Source organism: Brachybacterium sp. HMSC06H03, assembly GCF_001807385.1.
GTDB lineage: Bacteria > Actinomycetota > Actinomycetes > Actinomycetales > Dermabacteraceae > Brachybacterium > Brachybacterium conglomeratum.
This window is the reverse complement of the sequence record NZ_KV788814.1, coordinates 1-15,502: the sequence shown is the minus strand read 5'-3', so window position 1 is coordinate 15,502 and position 15,502 is coordinate 1. Positions and strand designations below refer to the sequence as shown.

The window sequence follows — 15,502 nt, the reverse complement described above, 5'->3', positions numbered from 1 at the left end:
GCTCCGTCCTCGCCGCGGCGGCGGCGCTGCCGCTGGCCGGGGCCGGGCTGTCGGGCTGCGGCGTGCTCGAGGGGATCGCCGGCGACGACATGGAGCCCGACCTCGTGGCCGAGCTGCCCCGTCGGAAGCCCGGCGAGGCGGACGGGCTCGGCCGGCGCGTCGTCCCCTTCACCGCCCGCCTGCTCGCCGGCATCGATCGCGAGCCGGTCAACGCCGTCTGCTCTCCGCTCTCGGCCCAGACCGTGTTGACCATGGCCGCGCTGGGCGCGGCGGGGGACACGCTCGCCCAGATGGAGGAGGTGCTCGGCGGCACCGTCGACGAGCTCGCCACCAACGCCAATACGCTCTCCGCGGTGCTCGCCGCCGTGGGGGACGCGGCCCGGGAGGAGGACGACTCCGAGGGGCCGGAGCCCGCAGCCGCCTCCCTCGTCAGCAGCACCTGGCTGCAGGAGGACATGGCGGTCGAGCAGGGGTTCCTCGACGGCCTCGCCGAATGGTTCGGCAGCGGCGTGTTCCAGATCGACTTCCTCGACGAGTCGGCGCGCGAGAAGGGCCGCGAACGGATCAACGACTGGGTGGCCGAGCAGACGAACGACCTCATCGAGGACCTCGTGCCCGAGCAGGCCCTCTCCGACCGCACCCGCGCCGTGCTCGTGAACGCCCTGCATCTGAAGGCCGCCTGGCCCAGCCCGCTCGAGCGCCGCGGCGGCACCTTCACCACGGACGGGGGCGAGGAGCTCTCCGTCGAGCTGCTCCACGGCAGCAGCTCCGCCTGGTTCGAGGACTCGGTGTGCCGCGCCACCGCGCTCGAGGCAGCCGGCGGCGAGCTCGCCCTCGCGCTGATCCAGCCGGCCGGGAGCATCGGCGAGACGATGGACGCCTGGGCCGAGGTCGCGGGAACACCCGCGGCGGGCCTCGGCGGGCTGCTCGACGGGCTCGAGGACTCCTCCGAGCAGGTCGACCTCGCCGTGCCGCCCTTCGACATCGCCTGGGACTCCTCCCTGGTGGCGGTGCTGCAGGGCCTCGGGATGACCGACGTGTTCTCCGAGGCGGCGGACCTCTCCGGCATCACCGCCGAGGAGGACCTGGTGATCACCGAGATCCTGCAGAAGGCCGTGATCACGGTCGACGAGGAGGGCATGGAGGCCGCGGCCGCGGCCGCGGCGATGGCCGGCACGACCGCGGCCCCGGCCGAGCCGAAGGAGCTCGTCCTGGACCGGCCGTTCCTGTTCGTGGCCTATGAGCGCTCGACCCGCGCCCCGCTGGTCGCCGGCTGGATCGGGGACCCGACGCAGACGCGGTGAGGCCGGGCCGGCGTCCGCGAACCTGTCTGCAAGGATGTCGGCCATGACAGGCCAGCTCACGACCGCCCTCGGCGTCGGCCTGGTGGGCCTGCTCATGATCGGTCTCGGGCTCTGGCTGCGTGCAGGACGGCCGGAGGCGATGCATCGCTGGATGAACCCGCTGTCGGAGAACTGGATGGCAGAACGGGTGGTGCTGCTCGGGATGCCGAGTGTCGGGGCGCTGCTGGTCTGCCTCGCGGTGGTGGCCGCACCCCATCAGTGGACCGTGCTCCGCTTGCTCGCGATCGCGGGAATGGTGGTGCCGGCGGTCCCCGCCCTGTACGTCCTGATCGCCCCGCTGCCGCTTCCGGGGTTCCTGTACCCGGGATGGGCGCGCCGTCTGCGCGACGGACGCGAGGCGCAGATGCGCGCGTTCCTGACCGGGCAGGGCTGAATGTGCTGCCCGAGGCCATCCTCGGGACAGCGCTGAACAGCACGGGCCGTCCGTCGGCGTGCCCGTGGACGGGCCGGTTCGCTCAGGCCCTCGTCGGCTGACAGACTGGCGAAAACCGATTCACCGCGGAGCGGACCGACGACGAAGTTCGCCGCGCTCGCAGAGGAGCACCGCGTCGAGTGCGCCGCCCGCGCCGTCCCCGTTATCGAGAAGGACTGAATTCCATGACCCCTGACCTGCGCATCGGAGTGATCGGCATGGGCGCCCGCTCCGATCTCGCCTCCCATGCTCACCGCCCCGGCGAGGGCTCCCGCGTCACCGTCGTCGCCGACCCGGCCGAGCGCGGCCGTGCGCTCGCCCGCGAGCGCTTCGGTGAGGAAATGGCCACCACCCGCTCCGTGGAGGAGCTGCTGGCCGAGCACGAGGTCGACGCGGTGATGATCCTCGCCCCCGACTTCGCGCACGCCGGCATCGCGCGGCAGACCCTCGCCGCCGGGATCCCCACCTTCTGCGAGAAGCCGATGGCGATCTCCCTCGAGGACGCCGACGCGATGCTCGAGATCGCGAAGGAGAAGCGGGCGCGGCTGTACATCGGCCACAACATGCGGCACATGCCGGTGGTGCGGCAGATGAAGGCGATCGTCGACTCCGGCCGGATCGGCAGGGTGCGGGCGATCTGGTGCCGCCACTTCGTGGGCGCCGGCGGCGACTTCTACTTCAAGGACTGGCACGCCGAGCGGGAGAAGGCCATGAGCCTGCTGCTGCAGAAGGGCGCCCACGACATCGACGTGATCCACTGGCTCGCCGGCGGCTCCACCCGTCGCGTCTCCGGGATCGGCGATCTCGCGATCTACGGCGACATCACCGACCGCCGCGACAACTCGGACCGCCGCATGGGGGAGTGGTACGACGAGGACATCTGGCCGCCCACCGCGCAGAAGGAGCTGAACCCCGTCATCGATGTCGAGGACATCTCGATGCTGCAGATGACGCTGGACAACGGCGTGCTCGCCTCCTACCAGCAGTGTCATTTCACCCCCGACTACTGGCGGAACTACACCGTGATCGGGGACGCCGGACGGATCGAGAACATGGGCGACGGCGCCGGCGACCAGATCCACCTGTGGACCTCGCGCCGCTCGGGGCCGGGCCGGCCCGACGACGTCGAGGTGATCGCCCGCGCCGAGGGCGGTCACGGCGGCGCCGACCCGAGCCTCGTCGCCGAGTTCCTGCGCTTCGCCCGCAGCGGCGGCCGCACCGAGGTCTCCGTGATCGCGGCCCGCGAGGCGGTGGCGACCGGGGTGCGCGGCGCGGAGTCGATCCGCTCCGGCGGCGTGCCGCTCGAGGTGCCGCCGGTCGCGGACGAGATCAGGGAGTACTTCGACGGCGGGCAGGTCTGAGGTCGCGCGGTCCCGGTGCGAGCCGCCTCCGGGAGATCGTCCCTCGGGGCGCGGAACTGCTCCCGGCCGAGGACCCGCTGACCACGGTCGTCGACGGGACCGAGATCATCACCGCCGAGGAGATGCACCTGCTCGGCGACCAGCTGCACCCCACGCCCGAGGGCTACCGGGTGATGGCGGGGCGGCTCGCGCCCCGGATGGCCGAGGCGCTCGCCGAAGCACCTACCCCCTCCTGATCGCTGATCTCCTGCCGCTCGTTCCTCGCAGCACGTCGATCAGCCCTTCTGCCGGCCTTTGAAGCGGGGCTCCGTCTTGTTGATGACGTAGAGCCGGCCGCGGCGGCGCACCACCTGGGCACCGGGGCGGGCGGCGAGGGAGCGGAGCGAGGAGCGGACCTTCATCGCGCCGCCTGCCCGTAGCGGCGACGGAAGCGCTCCACGCGACCGGCGGTGTCCAGCACCTTGGACTGCCCCGTGTAGAAGGGATGCGAGGCGGAGGAGACCTCCACGTCGATGACCGGGTACTCCCGGCCGTCACTCCAGGTGATGGTGCGCTCCGAGGTCGCGGTGGAGCGGGTGAGGAAGGAGAGGTCGGCGCTCGCGTCGCGGAAGACGACGGGCCGGTAGTCGGGATGGATGGACGGCTTCATGGGATGTCCTCCTTCAGAGGATGGGGTGGGGCGAGCCGGAGCTCACCAGCTGGACTTCGTCACGCCCGGCAGCTCGCCGCGGTGGGCGGCCTCGCGGAAGCGCACCCGGGAGAGCCCGAAGGTGCGCTGGAAACCGCGCGGACGGCCGTCGATCGCATCGCGGTTGCGCAGTCGGGTGGGGCTCGCATCGCGCGGCAGGCGCTGCAGGGCCCGCTGGGCGAGCACCTTCTCCGCGGTCGTCGCCTGCTTGTCCTTGATCGTGCGCTTCAGGGCGGCACGCTGCTCGGCGTATCGGGCCACGGTCCCGCGGCGCCGTGCGTCGGCGGCGATCTTCGAGGTCTTCGCCATCAGCGCTCCTCGCGGAACTCGACGACCTCGCGCACGCGGGGGTCGAACTTCCGCGCGACGAGCCGGTCGGGGGTGTTCCGTCGGTTCTTGGTGGTCATGTACGTGTATCCGGTACCGGCGGTGGAGCGCATCTTCACCACGCCGCGCACATCGTTCTTCCTGGCCATAGGGGGTTTCCTCTCAGATCTTCTCTCCGCGGGCGCGGATCTCGGCGACGACGGCCTCGATCCCGCGGCGGTCGATGGTGCGCATCCCCCTGGTGGAGACGCGCAGGCGCACGGTGCGGCCCAGTGACGGGACGAAGTACCGCTTCGTCTGGACGTTGGGGTCGAAGCGTCGCGAGGTGCGGCGGTGCGAATGGGACACGGACTTCCCGAAGCGGGGGACCGCTCCGGTGACTTGACAGCGCTGGGACATGGACGGCGATACTAGTAATGAGAATGATTATCGTCAAGCAGGAAGTGCAGGACCCATGCACGAGAACCGCTCCTCGAAGCCCGTCTCCCCCCAACCCCTCCCGGGGGCCCGGCATTCCCGCCCTGTCGCCGTCGTCACGGCGCTCGACGAGGTGCTGCGCGACGCCCTGGTGGCGAGCCTCCTCCTGGACGGCGAGGGGCTCCTCGCCCTGCGCTACGAGGTCGCCGAGGACTCCTCCGCGCTGCGCCGCCTCGTCGTCGCGGCCGACGGGGTGCGCGAGGACGAGCTGGTCGACCTCGCCCACCCCTGCGTCTCCTGCGCCATGCGCGAGGATGCTGTGCCGACCCTCGCCCGCCTCGCCGGGCTCCCCGAGGTGACCGGCATCCTGCTCGCCCCGCCGCTGAGCGCGGATCCGTCGATCGTGGCGGGCACGCTGCGCCCCCACGAGGACGCCTGGCACCTCGCCTCCGCGGTCGCCCTCGCCGCGGCCGGCACCGCCGCCGAGGACCTCCTGGGCGACGCGACGCTCGCCGAGCGCGGACTGCGCTGGGCCGACGGCGACGCCCGCTCCGTCGGAGAGGCGCTCGCCGCCCAGCTCGAGTACTCCGACGTCATCGTGCTCTCCGGGGAGGCGGACGGGCCCGGGGCCGAGCTCGTCGAGCACCTGCGTGCCCCCGAGCAGCGGCTCCTCCACGACCCCTTCGCCGCGACCGTGCAGGACGTGCTCGGCGGCCGGCTCGACCACAATGCCGGTCTGCGTCGCCGCGACGCGCGGTACGTCGAGCCCTACGGCGGCCCCACCGACCACGGTACCTGGACCCTCGACCTGCTCTGCGAGCGGCCCTTCCATCCGGGCCGGCTGCTCGAGAACATCGAGGCGCTCGGCGGTGGGCGCCTACGCGGGCGTGGCCGCTTCTGGGTGCCGGACCGCCCGGACAGCATCTGCCAGTGGGACGGCGCGGGCGGCCAGGTCTCCATCGGCGCCGTCTGGCGGACCGGCTCCGAGCTGCCCACCACGCGGCTCGTCGTCACCGGTCAGGACCCCGACGACCTGCCGCGGGTGCGGGACGCCTTCGCCCGCAGCCTGCTCACCCCGCAGGAATGGGCGCGAGGCCTCGCACCGTGGCTCGGCGTCGAGGACCCCCTCGCACCCTGGCTCGGGGAGCGGGACGCCAGGGTGTGAGAGGGTCCGCAGGCGGTGCTCAGGTTGTCGTGACGGTGCGTCGGCCGTGGCTGCGGTGGGTGAGGACCACGAGGGTGAGCAGCGTGCCCACGCTCACCGCCGCCACCACGATCCGCAGCACGGGGCTGCCGGTCGCGTCCCAGGCCGTGTGCAGAACGACCGCTCCGAGGAGGGCGACCATCAGGGCGAGCGCCCCGCGACCCCTGTGGGGCGTCTCGACCAGGAACCACAGCGCCGCGCACACCGCACCCGTCCAGGCAACGTGCCCGGCCGGGACCAGCACCCCGCGCAGCACGAGCGTCGCATCCAGTGCGCCGAGCCCGCCGCCCTTGGACAGCAGCGCCCCGAAGCCGTAGCCCATCGTCTCGAGGACTGCGAAGCCCGTGGCGGCCGCGATGCCGATCACGAGCCCGCCGCCGCGGGTCGCGCGATGGGCGAGCGCGAGCACGATCAGCGGCACCACGAGCTTCGCGGACTCCTCGATCACCCCGACCAGCAGGATCGAGGCGCCGCCGAGCACGGCGCCCGCGACCCGCTCCTCGAGGCCGGCCGCGCAGATGCCGAACAGGCCGCTCGCCGCGACCGTGACCAGCACGATCCGTCCGGGGACGACGGGGCCGCTGCGGGTGGACTGCGCGAGCAGCAGCACGGTCACGGGGATCGTCGCCGCGCCCACCAGCAGCACCGTCGGCAGCAGGATCGGATTGCCGGTGAGGACCATGATCACGAAGGTTGTGACATAGGCGAGGAGCCCGCCCGCCAGCACCAGCAGCCAGGACAGCCGCAGGTGCCAGGGGTAGCGGGCCGGGGCTGCGGCGTCCGGCCGGGCGGGCCGGACCTGCGGGCCGGGCACCGTCTCTCGAGACTGCGTCGCGAGCGACGCGTGGAGTCCGGGGGGCTGCGCGACGGGGCCGCGGTCGGCCGCGCGGGCGAGGGCCTGCGGGGCCGGGGTCCGCGGTGCTGGGACCTGTGTAACGGGGAACTGTGCGGTCATCGCCCGCTCCTTCATCCGGCGGGCTCGCTCGTGCTCGCCCGAGGGGAGGCGTCGTCATCGCGGCGGCGTCGAGGACAGTATGCGCCCGCGAGGACGGGACGGCATCGTCTGCTCGGTCACTCCTTCGTCGAGGCGCTGCGCTGGTGCGCACGGCCCCGACGCCGAGCTGGTTCCGGCCGCACGGTCCCGCCGACGACGAGAGCCGTGACCCGGGCCGGACGAGCAGGCTCGTCGGCGCCGGATCACGGCTCTCTGAAGCGCCGCTTTTCGGGGCGGTGCCGGGGTCCTCAGGCGGTCGCGGTCCGCGCCGGCAGCACCTTGTCGCCGTAGCGGCGGCGGAAGCGCTCGACGCGCCCGGCGGTGTCCAGTACGGTGCCGCGACCGGTCCAGAACGGATGCGAGGCCGAGGAGACCTCGACGTCGATCACGGGGTACTCCCGGCCGTCCTCCCAGGTCACGGTGTTGTCCGAGGTGCGGGTCGAGCTGGTCAGGAAGGAATCCCCGGCGCTCCGGTCCCGGAACACGACGGGTCGGTACTGAGGGTGGATGTTCTTCTGCATGGCGTTCTCCTCACCGCGTCGATGACTGAAGGGTCAACGACGCAGGGGGTTCGTGTATTCCTGCGTGGCCGGGCCCGCTGTCGCGGCTGCTCGCGGCGCCCGCCGCCGTGAGGCGATGGGCAGCGCGCAGGGTCAGGCGGAGGCGCCGACGAGAGTGCGTCGGGCCTGCTCCTCCTGCACGGCACGGCCTCCGGTGCGCGCGAGGTGCGCGGCGGAGGAGAGGTCCACCTCGATGACGGGGTAGATGTTCCCGTCCTCCCAGGTGGTCGAGTGCTCCGAGGTGCGGGTGGAGCGGGAGAGGTAGCGCAGCCCGGCGCTCTGGTCGCGGAAGACGACGAGATGGGGCTGAGGTCGATGGTGCTGGTGTCGAGTGTTCGTCATGGTGATTCTCCTTCGAGGTCGGCGCGCGGCCGACGTGATGTCTGTGTCCGGCTCGGTGCCGGGTGGGTGTGCGCGCGGCAGCTCCGTCGGGCGGAGCGGTGCAGTGAGATCCCGCCGCGCAGGGCTGTCGGTGCCGCTGCGGCGTGGCGGGGTGCTCGCGGCGCCCGCTGGGGCGGGTTGCTCGCGCTGCACGCGGTGCGAGATCCGGGGTGCCGCCGTCGTGGCGGGTCCGGCCGGGAGGGTCGCACGTCCGGCGACGGCTGGGGCCGTCGTCCAGAGCTCTGCACGCTACGGGGTGATCAACGGGGATGTCCAGGGGTTTATTCCGTACCAGTGGGACGGCGGGGCCGAGGTGGTGAGCGACTGCACAGGCTGTCTTCCGTCGTCCGGGGTCTCTTCGAGCTCGGCTGTCGGTGAGATGGGCGAAGATTCATCCATCTGCCTCGGAGTGTCGAGGCCTCGAGAAGAAAGGGTGCCGTGCGCCGCGCGGCACAGGTGATGACAGTGTCCATGCCTCCGCAGTTCCCGGGTGACCCGCAGCAGCCGATGTCGGGGTCGCCGAACTCCCACCCTCAGGGGCGGCCGCGCTTCGGCGCGACGCCGGCCGGTGGGTCGCCGAGCTGGGCGAGCTCCCCGTATCCCGCGCAGGGATCTCCGTACCCTGCCTCGGCGAATCCGCCGGGACCGTACGGTGACGGGCAGTTCCGTCCGGTGGGCGGGCCCGGTGGCCACCCCGAGCCCCCGCAGAAGAAGCGGACCTGGATCTGGTTCGTCGTCGGCTGCGGTGTCCTCCTGCTGATCGGCCTGCTCGGCCTCGGCGGATGCGTCGCCCTGGTCGCGTCGTCCGGCTCGAGCGACGACGGCGTGCGCGCCGGCGATCCGGTGACGACCGCGACCGCCGTCGAGGACGCCGAGGCGGAGGAGGCTGTCGAGGAGGATGTCGCCGAGGAGGACACCTCCGAGCCCGCGCCAGCCCCCGAGGTCGGCACCTCGCGCGATAATCCTGCACAGCCGGTCACCGACGCGATCGCGATCGAGACCAGCGGGGGGACCATGTCCGTCACCCTCGGCAACGTCACCTGGGATGCGAACAGCGCCATCGCCGAGGCCAACATGTTCAACGAGGAGGCGCCCGAGGGGCAGGTCTACATCACCGTCCCGGTGACGGTGCAGTACACCGGACCGGAGTCGATCACCCCGTGGATCGAGCTCTACATCTCCTACGTCGCCGAGGACGGACGGTCCTACGACGAGGCCTCCGTGGTCCTCGAGGGCGACTTCATGGACGTCGGCGACCTCTACGACGGCGGCACCGCCGAGGGCACCATGGCCTTCCTGATCCCCGAGGAGGCGGTCGGCTCGGGGACGTTCAGCGTCGAGGGATTCCTGACCTCCGGCACGTACTTCGTCGCGGCGGTCTGAGCTGCTCGTCGACGAAGCTTGACGGCGGGTGCCTTTCCGGTCACCCGCCGTCTTCGTCGCGGTGGCCGCGGCCGGCGGCCCGATCCACGATCAGCAGCACGTCGGCCGGACCTCCCTCGGCGCCGAAGGCGTGGGGGACCAGGGTGTCGAACTCGGCGGACTGGTCCTGGGGTGATGCGATGGCGCTGAGCGTCGAGCTGCAGGATCAGCGTCCCTGAGAGCACCACCAGCCACTCCTGACCGGTGTGGGCCCGCATCCGCGCGGGATCCGGGGGCGGGTCCACGACCCGTCGGTGCAGGATCACGGTGTCAGAACACGGTCGCGGTCAACGCGCTGGGTCGCGCCTTCTACTCCACGCTGCCGGGGGAGGAGGGCGCCGGCGCGCGCGTGCCGAACCTCGCCCGCTTCCTGAGCTCGCCTATGAGGAGCTGGCGGTGGCCGCCGAGCCCGGCCGGGTCATGCTCGTCCACACCGCCGAGCCCGGCTCGACCAGTGCCGAGCGCCTGCGCCTGCTCGCCAGCTGGGCCACGTCGCAGCATGTCCCGCGGCCGGCGCGGGGAGTCACGGGCCGGCCGCCGAGCCGCGCCGCGTGACGAGTCAGATGGCCACGGCGGATCCGGATGCCCGCTCGGCCGCGGGGACGGACTCCTGCGCCCATGGTCGCAGCGGGGAGACGGCGTCGATGGCGTCGCGGCGGGGGCCTCGAGGACCGAGGACGACGTTCGAGGCCAGCGGGATCTGGTGGGACGCGCTCTCGAGGATGTGCATCAGGTACCCGGCAGTGTTCGGGAAGGCGAGGAGGTCACCGATCGCGACACCCTGCGGGAAGTCGAGCCGTCGACGCAGGATCAGCTCCGCCTCGATGCAGTACGCCCCGACGAGGAACGCGTGCAGCGGCGCAGAGCGTGGACCGTCGCCGGGGACCAGCAGCGGATCGACGAGGAAGTCGTCCGACGTGGATCGGCACTGGGTCCGATTCATCTCGAGCCCGACGAGCGGCACCCCATCGCTGGTCGTGGTGCGCTGCACGACGCGGGACAGCGTCAGGCCGCATCCGTCGAGCAGCGACCTGCCGGGTTCGCAGCGCAGCTCCAGACCCCGCTCCCTCAGCGCGACGGCTGCGGTCTCCCCGGTGGGGAGCCGTGTGCCCAGCACCTGTTCGAGCCATTCCCCGCGCACCGGTTCCTGGTGATACGGATAGACCTGGCGCAGGGGCTCTCCTCGCCACGTGACCGCGTCGGCGCCGTCGCTCGTCGACGCATCGTGCGCTGTCCAGAACGCGTCCCACTGACCGGCGTCGTCGAGATAGGACATCGGGACGCCCCCGCCGATGTCGATGAATCGAAGGTCGTGCCCCAGGTCGCGCAGTGCATCGCCGAGACGGAGCGCCTCGTCGAGGGCCAGGGCGCGGTGCTGCGCGGCATAGCCGTGGAGATGGAAATGGACTCCCTCGATCCTGAGGCCGGCGGCGGAGGTCCGGGCGTGATCGGCCCAGTGCTGCCAGGTCGCCGCGGACTCCCCGAACCGTGTGGGGGCGACGCCGTTGGCCGGGGTCGGCGCGAGGCGGAGCGCGACGGGCTGCGGCCCACCGGTCGTGTTCTCCGCTGCGAGCTGCAGGAAAGCCTCGGCCTCGTCGAGGTTGTCGAGCACCAGCACGACACCGGTGTCGCGGGCGAGGCGCAGCAGCTCCGGTGGCTTCACAGCGGCGGTCACCACGACGTCCTCGGGCGCGTACCCCTGGTCGAGCACCTGGGACAGCTCGCGGTGGCTTCCGACGTCCACCCCGTGACCGGCGCGTCTGGCGGACTCGACCAGGCCCAGGGTCTTGTTCGCCTTGCGCGCGACGAAGATCCTCAGCGGCACGCCGTGACGGGCGGCCGCGGACTCCAGCTCGGAGGCGTTGCGGGCCAGGGCCGAGAACTCGTGGACGTTCACCGGGCTGCCGTACTGCTCGATCAGTGCGGAGCAGGCCCGACGATCCGCCAGCAGCTCTCGCATCCACGGCTCGAGACGGGCGCTGAGCGGGGGGAGCCCGCCGCAGCGGCGTCGCAGGGCCTCGGTGTCGCCGGGCGGATGATCGGCGGTGGGGTCCGCAGCGGTCGAGGAAGAGGGGGCAGGTCTGGTCATCGCGAACCGATTCTCCGCTCGGGGGTGGTGGTCGTGGTCGGGCAGGGAGGGGCCGAGGGCTCGGCGTCGGTGCGGCGCAGTCTCGAGGTGATCCGCGCCGCCCAGAGACGGGGCTCGTCGTGGAGGTGCCGGTTCAGGGTGTCGTGTCCGATGACGTGGTCCTCCGTCGGGCGCCCGAGCAGGGCGAGGCCCTCCTGCCGCCGGCTCCGGCCGCCGGGACGGTCCCCGGTGAGCGCAGTGCCGTCGTGATCCACGGCCGCGCCGCGGCGTGCCGGTCGCACCCCCACCAGCGCCTGGTCCACCAATGCTCGCGAGAGCGGGTCGAGGATCCCCACGATCCCCGGCGGCGCCAGCACGGCATCGACCACGACGTCCGGAGGGGCGTGACCGGGCGGGACGTCCTCGATGCCCGACGCGGTGATCCGGGTCCCGGCGTCCACCCAGGAGAGGTTCAGCGCCCCGGACCTGATCATGGCCAGCAGCATCTCCGCGACCTCGAGGGGAGGGCCGAACGCGAACCTCTCGAGCACCTGGGAGGCCCGACGGAAGCGAGCCCATTCCTCGGCGGGGGCCGCGGAACCGCGGACCGCGAGCGTGAGGGGGCGGTAGAGCCCTGCCCAGACGCGTCCGAGGATCCATGCGGGGCCGGGGGCCCGTCCGCCTCGGCCGATCTCCACGCTCCGTCGCAGGGCGTCCTCGGCGTGGCCCGGTCCGCGGTGCAGATCCGGGTCGGATCCCGAGGCCAGTGCGCCTTCGACCATCTCTCGCCCGAGGTGGGGATCCGTCCCCGCCGCAGCGAGGGCGGCGGTGGCGACGTCCAGGACGAGGTCGAGCACGGCGTCGGGGCCGACGTCGGTCCGTTCGTTGGAGCCCAGTCGCCGCGCTCCCTCGGCGACGGCACGGCTCACCCCGGCCGGCAGTGGGAGCCGAGGGTCGGGCTTCGCGTCCAGGAGGCGGCCGTGGCGCGCCGTGGGCAGGAGGACCAGCGGCTCCTCGGAGCCGCGCCGGTGGAGGAGGCCGGGGACGCCGTCGGCGCGCAGGGTGAAGCGCCCGCCGCGCTCGAGGGTGAGCACGAGGGCGGCGTCGATGAACGTCAGGGCGCTGCCGCGCAGCGCCACCCGCGCGCCGGGCGGGACGTCATGAGAACCCAGCATCTCCGCGGCGGGCAGCACCGCCGGGCGCAGCGGGATGGTCGAGGACCAGGTGCGGGCCAGGGCACCGGAGTGTTCCGCGGCATGTCCGGTGGCGAGCAGGATCTCCTCGACCGGCGGGAGCGCGCCGTGGCTCGCGGTCACGATCTCCCAAGCCCCGGGCGTGCGCCGGAGCGACACCGCGCGATCGCTCACCGTCCTCGCCGTCACACCGACCCGGGCCATGTCCGCCAGCATCCGGAGCCACCGCGCATGGAGGTACTCGCCGACCACGGCGCGCGGCGGGTAGGTCGCGGAGACGAGGGTGGGATGAGCTGCGGCGACCCAGTCGCGGAACGACGGGCTCGTCCCGGTCGCCGGGACGTCCAGCAGAGCGGCGTCGACGTTGAGTCGCAGGGAGTGCGGTTGGGTGACGTCGTAGGCGGCGCCGGTCCCCTCGACCGGTCCCGGGGCGACCACGGTGATCTCGAGGGCTCGGAGGGAGTCGTGGCGTGCGGCGTCGCTGAGCTGGGCGCACAGTTCCTCGAGCGCGAACAGCGCCTTGGGGCCGTCGCCGACGACGGCCAGGGAGAGCGGCTGATCGCCCGCCGGAGCGCCATCAACCACGGCGGGCGAGGGTCTGCAGGGCCGTGGTCGCGGTGGCGACGTCGGAGGGACCGGCGTGCAGCGTCGTGCGCACCCAGCTGTCGTCGTAGACGGTGCCGAGGTAGGGGACGCCGCTGTCGTGGACGATCAGGGCGACCCGGCTCCCAGGGGCGAGGTCCGACACGAGGGTTCCCAGCGCGTGCACGATGCCTCCCGTCGAGGCGCCGGCGAGGATGCCCTCGCGCTCGGCGAGAAGTCGCGCGCCGACCACGCAGTCGAGCCCGCTGACGCGGACGACCCGGTCCGGGTCGACCGTGCGGGAGATGTCCGTGACCACTCCGGCGCCGAGACCGGGCAGAGGGCGAGGGGCTGCGGTCCCTCCGAACAGCACGCTCCCTTCCGCGTCCACGGCGACCGTGGTCGTGTCCATCGAGGTGCGTCGGAGGTAGGCGCTGCATCCGGCGAGGGTGCCGGTGGTGCTGACGGCTGCCATCAGCACGTCGAGCCGGTGGCCGGTGGCTTCGGCGATCTCCCGCATGGTCCCGTCCTCATGGGCGGCCGGGTTCGCAGGGTTGCCGTACTGGTGGAGGTTCACGGCCCCCGGGATCTCCGAGAGGAGTCGTTCGACGCGACGCAGTCGAGCTGTGAGGAGGTCGCCGGTCTCCGGATCGGGGTCCGTCACCATCTCGATGCGTCCTCCGAGGGCCCGGATCGCCGCGACGGCGGTCCCGTTCGTGCGCGAGTCCACCACGCAGACGAAGCGCACAGAGTGCTCCAGGCACACTCGCGCCAGAGCCACACCGAGATTCCCCGAGCTGGACTCGACGACCGTGCCGCCTGGGCGCAGTCTGCCCGAGGCCACGGCATCGCGCACCATCGCCAGCGCAGGCCGGTCCTTGGTGCTGCCTCCCGGATTGGCGGATTCCAGCTTGGCGAGGACCTCGATGCCGGACTCCGGGAAGAGCCGGTCCAGGCGGACCAGCGGCGTTCGGCCGATCGCGGCGGAGACCCCGACCGCGATCGACTCGCGGCCCGTCGTCTGAGGGCGCCACGCGCCGGAGCCTTCGAGAGTGGTGCTCATTCGCTGCACGTTACGGCACCTCGCACCGACCGAGGGCTCTTTCGGCCAGGTGCGCTCCAACGGATCGGTCGGCACACCCCGGGCACTGCATCGACCCAGCTCGGAGCGGTGGCGGGACGCACGGCGAACCGGTATCGCGAGGAGCCGGCGAGGAACCGAACGGTCGGCAGCCCTCCTCCCGCAGCGGAGACGGGTACGTTGCAGTGGTCGCGAATCGTCACGCGGTGAATGGCCGCGATGGCGCAGCCACCACGATCGGAAGGAACGCCATGAACGGTATCGAGGAGTTCGGACAGAGCGACGTCGTGCGCATCCTGCGAGGGACGGAGCTGGTCATGCTGACCACCGCGCTCCGGGACGGTGCGCTGGTCTCCCATCCGATGACGATCCAGGAGGTGAACGACGACGTGGATGTGCTGTTCTTCGTGGGCCTCGACAGCGGGCATGCCGAGGCGCTGAGGCAGGGATCGGCCGTGAACCTCGCGGTGGCAGAGGGAGGGACCTGGCTCTCGGTGGCCGGGAAGGCCGTTTTCGAGGACGACCGCGCTCGGATCCGGGCTCTCTGGACCGATGCGGCCGAGGCCTACTTCCCGAAAGGGCCCGAGGACGAGAACCTGGGCCTGCTGCGGTTCTCCGGGGACTCCGCGCAGTACTGGGGCGTGCCGGGTGGGAAGGTCGCCGCGGTCGCACAGATCGTGAGGGCGCGCCTGACCGGGGACCGACCTGCCGGCGGCACCGCGACCACAGATCTCTGAGCGCTGAGAGTCCGAGCCGTGGCGTCCCCGGAGCGGGAGGTGTCGATACGGGCGGCGGGGTGTTCGACCCGGGCGGCCCCACCCCGAGCCATCGGGCGGTCCGCGCTCGACCGACGGGAGCCCGAGCGGTGATCGCCCCGCCGGTCCGACCGGTCGGATCCCTGCTCTCGTTCCCGGAGCCGGGCATAGCATGCGGGCCTTCAGGCTCGACGACGAGGGGGCGCCATGGCTGATGGCTCGGACGGCATGGCGTCGACGCATGGCCCGGCGAGTCCCGGCCATGAGGCGCGACACCCGGTTCCCTCGTCCCGCGTTCCGGGCCGACGCTCCCGGCTCCGGGTGCTCGACGTCGAGACCGGCCGCGCCACCGTCGTCCACGAGTCCTCCGAGCTGCTCCTCGAGTCCGTGAGCTGGCCCGACGGGGGAGAGACGCTGGTCGTGAACGCAGGCGGCACGCAGTGGGGCATCCCCGTCGGGGGAGGCGAGCCGCAGCGGCTCGGCCCCGCCCCGGCCCCGGCGGACCCCGTCGACGGAGCGACCGGGGCCGCAGGGGGCGGGCGCGACGAGGTCGTCCTCACCCGCGTCGGCGCGTGCCGGCTCACGGACGGCACCTGGATCCCCCCGCGGGTCGTCCGCGTCCCCGGCACCGGAGGGGTCCCGGTCGCTCCGGCCGACCACGGTCGCGCTCCCGGAGCGGCCCCGGACCCGCCG

Annotated in this window: 18 protein-coding genes and 1 pseudogene; 8 read left to right on the top strand and 11 right to left on the bottom strand. The window is 72.6% G+C overall.

Features of this window, described 5'->3' with window-relative positions; translation table 11 throughout:
* The 3 genes from HMPREF3159_RS09850 to HMPREF3159_RS09840 all read left to right on the top strand — a co-directional run.
* Nucleotides 1-1,304, top strand: a 1,304-nt coding sequence (locus tag HMPREF3159_RS09850) for a serpin family protein (RefSeq protein WP_246821595.1), incomplete at its 5' end; no start/stop codon positions are given.
* 43 nt (nt 1,305-1,347) lie between these two features.
* Nucleotides 1,348-1,737, top strand: coding sequence for a hypothetical protein (locus HMPREF3159_RS09845; protein ID WP_070500869.1), 390 nt, complete (start codon nt 1,348-1,350; stop codon nt 1,735-1,737).
* A gap of 224 nt (nt 1,738-1,961) precedes the next feature.
* A complete protein-coding gene (locus HMPREF3159_RS09840; protein WP_070500868.1) occupies nt 1,962-3,137 on the top strand; it encodes a Gfo/Idh/MocA family protein in 1,176 nt (391 codons plus the stop codon).
* Nucleotides 3,138-3,412: 275 nt separating this feature from the next.
* Here the strand turns inward: HMPREF3159_RS09840 and ykgO are convergent, their stop codons facing one another.
* From ykgO to rpmB, 5 genes are read right to left on the bottom strand one after another with little or no spacing between them, the layout of a single operon-like run.
* A complete protein-coding gene (gene ykgO / locus HMPREF3159_RS09835; protein WP_070500867.1) occupies nt 3,413-3,538 on the bottom strand; it encodes a type B 50S ribosomal protein L36 in 126 nt (41 codons plus the stop codon).
* Complete coding sequence (locus tag HMPREF3159_RS09830) at nt 3,535-3,786, bottom strand: type B 50S ribosomal protein L31 (protein WP_070500866.1); 252 nt, start codon at nt 3,784-3,786, stop codon at nt 3,535-3,537. The genes ykgO and HMPREF3159_RS09830 overlap by 4 nt, the downstream gene beginning before the upstream one ends.
* A gap of 42 nt (nt 3,787-3,828) precedes the next feature.
* Nucleotides 3,829-4,134: a 30S ribosomal protein S14 gene (rpsN, locus tag HMPREF3159_RS09825; protein WP_070500865.1), complete on the bottom strand. Its 306-nt coding sequence runs from the start codon at nt 4,132-4,134 to the stop codon at nt 3,829-3,831.
* Nucleotides 4,134-4,301, bottom strand: coding sequence for a 50S ribosomal protein L33 (rpmG, locus tag HMPREF3159_RS09820; protein ID WP_070500864.1), 168 nt, complete (start codon nt 4,299-4,301; stop codon nt 4,134-4,136). The genes rpsN and rpmG overlap by 1 nt, the downstream gene beginning before the upstream one ends.
* 13 nt (nt 4,302-4,314) lie before the next feature.
* Nucleotides 4,315-4,551, bottom strand: coding sequence for a 50S ribosomal protein L28 (rpmB, locus tag HMPREF3159_RS09815; RefSeq protein WP_070500863.1), 237 nt, complete (start codon nt 4,549-4,551; stop codon nt 4,315-4,317).
* A gap of 55 nt (nt 4,552-4,606) precedes the next feature.
* On the opposite strand from rpmB, the gene HMPREF3159_RS09810 reads away from it, so the two are divergent.
* The gene (locus HMPREF3159_RS09810) at nt 4,607-5,734 is read left to right on the top strand and encodes a GTP-binding protein (protein WP_083305904.1); all 1,128 of its coding nucleotides are present in this window, start codon (nt 4,607-4,609) and stop codon (nt 5,732-5,734) included.
* 19 nt (nt 5,735-5,753) lie between these two features.
* Here the strand turns inward: HMPREF3159_RS09810 and HMPREF3159_RS09805 are convergent, their stop codons facing one another.
* From HMPREF3159_RS09805 to HMPREF3159_RS09795, 3 genes are all read right to left on the bottom strand, one after another.
* Nucleotides 5,754-6,728: a PrsW family intramembrane metalloprotease gene (locus HMPREF3159_RS09805; protein ID WP_141748169.1), complete on the bottom strand. Its 975-nt coding sequence runs from the start codon at nt 6,726-6,728 to the stop codon at nt 5,754-5,756.
* A 287-nt stretch (nt 6,729-7,015) separates the two neighbouring features.
* Nucleotides 7,016-7,288 carry a type B 50S ribosomal protein L31 gene (locus HMPREF3159_RS09800; protein WP_070500862.1) on the bottom strand — a complete coding sequence of 91 codons (273 nt, stop codon included), beginning with the start codon at nt 7,286-7,288 and terminating at the stop codon, nt 7,016-7,018.
* Nucleotides 7,289-7,420: 132 nt separating this feature from the next.
* Nucleotides 7,421-7,669: a 50S ribosomal protein L31 gene (locus HMPREF3159_RS09795; RefSeq protein ID WP_070500861.1), complete on the bottom strand. Its 249-nt coding sequence runs from the start codon at nt 7,667-7,669 to the stop codon at nt 7,421-7,423.
* Nucleotides 7,670-8,380: 711 nt separating this feature from the next.
* Here HMPREF3159_RS09795 and HMPREF3159_RS09790 point away from each other — a divergent pair.
* Together HMPREF3159_RS09790 and HMPREF3159_RS16720 are read left to right on the top strand one after the other, a co-directional pair.
* On the top strand, nt 8,381-9,091 hold the full coding sequence (locus tag HMPREF3159_RS09790; protein ID WP_070500860.1) for a hypothetical protein: 711 nt from the start codon (nt 8,381-8,383) through the stop codon (nt 9,089-9,091).
* Between the two features lie 435 nt (nt 9,092-9,526).
* A complete protein-coding gene (locus HMPREF3159_RS16720) occupies nt 9,527-9,685 on the top strand; it encodes a hypothetical protein (protein WP_246821594.1) in 159 nt (52 codons plus the stop codon).
* Between the two features lie 4 nt (nt 9,686-9,689).
* Here HMPREF3159_RS16720 and HMPREF3159_RS09785 read toward each other — a convergent pair whose 3' ends face one another.
* From HMPREF3159_RS09785 to HMPREF3159_RS09775, 3 genes are read right to left on the bottom strand one after another with little or no spacing between them, the layout of a single operon-like run.
* Nucleotides 9,690-11,219 (bottom strand): alanine racemase, encoded by a 1,530-nt coding sequence (locus tag HMPREF3159_RS09785; protein ID WP_070500859.1) that lies wholly within the window; start codon nt 11,217-11,219, stop codon nt 9,690-9,692.
* Nucleotides 11,216-12,976, bottom strand: coding sequence for an FAD/NAD(P)-binding protein (locus HMPREF3159_RS09780; protein WP_070500858.1), 1,761 nt, complete (start codon nt 12,974-12,976; stop codon nt 11,216-11,218). The genes HMPREF3159_RS09785 and HMPREF3159_RS09780 overlap by 4 nt, the downstream gene beginning before the upstream one ends.
* Nucleotides 12,969-14,036 carry a pyridoxal-phosphate dependent enzyme gene (locus HMPREF3159_RS09775; protein WP_070500857.1) on the bottom strand — a complete coding sequence of 356 codons (1,068 nt, stop codon included), beginning with the start codon at nt 14,034-14,036 and terminating at the stop codon, nt 12,969-12,971. The genes HMPREF3159_RS09780 and HMPREF3159_RS09775 overlap by 8 nt, the downstream gene beginning before the upstream one ends.
* Nucleotides 14,037-14,305: 269 nt before the next feature.
* On the opposite strand from HMPREF3159_RS09775, the gene HMPREF3159_RS09770 reads away from it, so the two are divergent.
* Nucleotides 14,306-14,791 (top strand): pyridoxamine 5'-phosphate oxidase family protein, encoded by a 486-nt coding sequence (locus HMPREF3159_RS09770; RefSeq protein ID WP_070500856.1) that lies wholly within the window; start codon nt 14,306-14,308, stop codon nt 14,789-14,791.
* A 339-nt stretch (nt 14,792-15,130) separates the two neighbouring features.
* Nucleotides 15,131-15,502, top strand: a pseudogene (locus HMPREF3159_RS09765) (hypothetical protein); the annotation flags it as partial.